The sequence below is a fragment of the Ruegeria sp. C9 genome (assembly GCF_056537585.1).
The window spans coordinates 2,501-6,153 of the sequence record NZ_JBQFRU010000015.1 but is presented as its reverse complement, the minus strand read 5'-3'; the positions used below and the strand labels follow the sequence as shown (position 1 = coordinate 6,153).

The 3,653-nt window shown below is 53.0% G+C and carries 1 tRNA gene and 2 rRNA genes; all 3 read right to left on the bottom strand.

Features of this window, described 5'->3' with window-relative positions:
* Nucleotides 1-65: 65 nt before the first annotated feature.
* Nucleotides 66-142 (bottom strand) — tRNA-Met (locus tag ACR0NE_RS21395).
* Nucleotides 143-265: 123 nt separating this feature from the next.
* A 5S ribosomal RNA gene (gene rrf, locus ACR0NE_RS21390) occupies nucleotides 266-380 on the bottom strand.
* Nucleotides 381-570: 190 nt separating this feature from the next.
* A 23S ribosomal RNA gene (locus ACR0NE_RS21385) occupies nucleotides 571-3,397 on the bottom strand.
* Nucleotides 3,398-3,653: the final 256 nt, after the last annotated feature.

The following is a 3,653-nucleotide window of genomic DNA, read 5'->3' as shown; positions in this document are numbered from 1 at the left end:
CGTTAAGCAATTGATCCGGTGGACTGTTTGTAGTCTGCACGGGCTGCTCTGGGATTTTCTAGAGTTGGTTGCGGGAGCAGGATTTGAACCTGCGACCTTCAGGTTATGAGCCTGACGAGCTACCGGGCTGCTCCATCCCGCGACACTTTAAGTGACCTATCGCTTACGCTACTTGAGGTCTTGTGTTGGTCTAGCGCCTATTCGGCTACTTGAGACCGGGTAGTGTTCTTTTCATCGTGTTTGAGAGACTGTGGGCTTTTACTAGGTTTGGCGGTGACCTACTCTCCCGGGGCTTAAGCCCAAGTACCATTGGCGCGGCAGTGCTTAACTTCCGGGTTCGGGATGGGACCGGGTGTTTCACTTGCGCTATGACCACCAAACCGAGGAAAAGCCCATGTCGACTTTCTTGCTTTGCAAGAAAGCGACGAGGTGGCAGGCAGCGTCTTTTGCTTGCAAAAGGCGCGTTGCCACTCGGTTATATAATCAACCAACATCGCGGCTTGGCGCTGCGACGTTATCCAACTCAAGGTCAGTGTATGCTTTTGGTGATTTGTCTTTCCATTACTGGATCAAATCAAGCCTATCGGGCGATTAGTACCGGTCAACTGAACGCATTACTGCGCTTACATCTCCGGCCTATTGACGTGGTGGTCTTCCACGGCCCTCAGGGAGACCTTGTTTTGAGGGGGGCTTCCCGCTTAGATGCCTTCAGCGGTTATCCTGTCCGATCATAGCTACCCAGCACTGCCGTTGGCACGACAACTGGTCCACCAGTGGATCGTTCACCCCGGTCCTCTCGTACTAGGGGCAACTCCTCTCAAGTCTCCTACACCCACGGCAGATAGGGACCGAACTGTCTCACGACGTTCTAAACCCAGCTCACGTACCTCTTTAAACGGCGAACAGCCGTACCCTTGGGACCTGCTCCAGCCCCAGGATGAGATGAGCCGACATCGAGGTGCCAAACACTGCCGTCGATATGGACTCTTGGGCAGTATCAGCCTGTTATCCCCGGCGTACCTTTTATCCGTTGAGCGATGGCCCTTCCACTCGGGACCACCGGATCACTATGGCCGTCTTTCGACTCTGCTCGACTTGTCAGTCTTGCAGTCAGGCTGGCTTCTGCCATTGCACTCAACGAGCGATTTCCGACCGCTCTGAGCCAACCTTCGCGCGCCTCCGTTACGCTTTAGGAGGCGACCGCCCCAGTCAAACTACCCGCCACGCAGGGTCCCGGATCCGGATAACGGACCGCGGTTAGACATCAAGAGTGCGAAGGGTGGTATCTCAAGGGAGGCTCCACGGATACTTGCGTTTCCGCTTCAAAGCCTACCACCTATCCTGCACATCACAATCCTGATGCCAGTGCGAAGCTGTAGTAAAGGTGCACGGGGTCTTTCCGTCTAACCGCGGGAAGCCTGCATCTTGACAGGCAATTCAATTTCGCTGAGTCGATGTTGGAGACAGCGGGGAAGTCGTTACGCCATTCGTGCAGGTCGGAACTTACCCGACAAGGAATTTCGCTACCTTAGGACCGTTATAGTTACGGCCGCCGTTTACCTGGGCTTCAATTCAAGGCTCTCACCTCTCCTTTTAACCTTCAGGCACCGGGCAGGCGTCAGACCCTATACGTCGTCTTGCGACTTCGCAGAGCCCTGTGTTTTTAATAAACAGTCGCCACCCCCTGGTTTGTGCCCCCAGCCCCTAGTTGCCTAGGAACCGGGCCTCCTTCTCGCGAACTTACGGAGGTATTTTGCCGAGTTCCTTCAACATCGTTCTCTCAAGCGCCTTGGTATGCTCTACCAGTCCACCTGTGTCGGTTTAGGGTACGGTCTGATGGAGGGCTATTTCCAGGAACCACTCAGCAGCCCAATCAATCCGATAAGATTGAACTACACCTGTGATCCGTCACATCCTCCTGGCCTAGGAATATTAACCTAGTTCCCATCGCCTACGCCTTTCGGCCTCGGCTTAGGGGCCGGCTTACCCTGCTCAGATTAGCTTTAAGCAGGAACCCTTGGACTTTCGGCGAGAGTGTCTCTCACACTCTTTGTCGCTACTCATGTCATCATTCTCACTAGTGATCTCTCCACGGGATCGCTCACGCGCCCGCTTCATCGAAAGCCTCTCTCCTCCAATCTGCCCGAAGGCATGAAGGAGGAATGAGACTATGTCACACTACGCTCTGCTACCGATGCTTACGCATCCCTAGACTTCGGCTCATGGCTTGAGCCCCGTTACATCTTCGCCGCAGGACAACTTATTTAGACCAGTGAGCTGTTACGCTATCTTTAAAGGATGGCTGCTTCTAAGCCAACCTCCTGGTTGTTTTGGTCGTCCCACCTGCTTTCCCACTTAGCCATGAATTGGGGGCCTTAGTCGTAGGTCAGGGTTGTTTCCCTCTCCACTACGGACGTTAGCATCCGCAGTGTGTCTGCCATCTAGTACTCCCGGGTATTCGGAGTTTGGTTAGGATCAGTAAGCCTGTGGGGCCCCATTACCCATCCAGTGCTCTACCCCCCGGGGTATTCGGATGACGCTCTACCTAAATAGATTTCGCAGAGAACCAGCTATCTCCGAGTTTGATTGGCCTTTCACCCCTAGGCACAGCTCATCCCGATCCTTTTCAACGGATGTGGGTTCGGTCCTCCAGTAAGTGTTACCTTACCTTCAACCTGGCCATGCCTAGATCACTCGGTTTCGGGTCTGATCCCACGAACTCATTCGCCCTATTAAGACTCGCTTTCGCTACGCCTACACCTAACGGCTTAAGCTTGCTCGTAAGACCAAGTCGATGACCCATTATACAAAAGGTACGCCGTCAGATCTCGAGGATCCTCCGACTGATTGTAGGCGTTCGGTTTCAGGTACTGTTTCACTCCCCTCGTCGGGGTGCTTTTCACCTTTCCCTCACGGTACTGGTTCGCTATCGGTCAGCAAGGAGTACTTAGCCTTCGAAGGTGGTCCTCCGATCTTCAGACAGAATTTCACGTGTTCCGCCCTACTTAATACGTCCATCAAAGCTTCCTATACGGGGCTGTCACCCGCTATGGCCATGCTTCCCAACATGTTCTAGTCACTTATCTGGCTCGGCTGGTCCCCGTTCGCTCGCCGCTACTAGGGGAGTATCAATTGATTTCCTTTCCTCCGGGTACTTAGATGTTTCAGTTCCCCGGGTTTGCTCTTAAAACCCTATGTATTCAGGTCTTAAGTACCTGTTCATGCTCATTATTGATTAGCAGAGCTAACAATAACAAACATTCAGGTGGGTTGCCCCATTCAGAGATCCATGGATCAAAGCTTATTCTCAGCTCCCCATGGCTTATCGCAGAGTATCACGTCTTTCATCGCCTCTTGCTGCCAAGGCATTCACCAAACGCCCTTCTCGCGCTTGATTTGATCCAGAAAGAGAAAGACACAACTTAGTGCGCTACCGCCTATTCGGCTACTTGAGCGCAGTCAGGTCAATCGCGATCGCCCAGCTGGTAACTAAAGGCGATCTTTCTTCTGAACCAAAAGCATACTTTCCCGCCTTCTATCCTGGAACCCATGCTGCCGATGTCGGTCGGCCCCACATGGAGAATAGAAGACATGCATGATCGTCAGATCATGCGGGTTAGTGTACTTGACTTGGACAACTCTGTTCGTTTCAG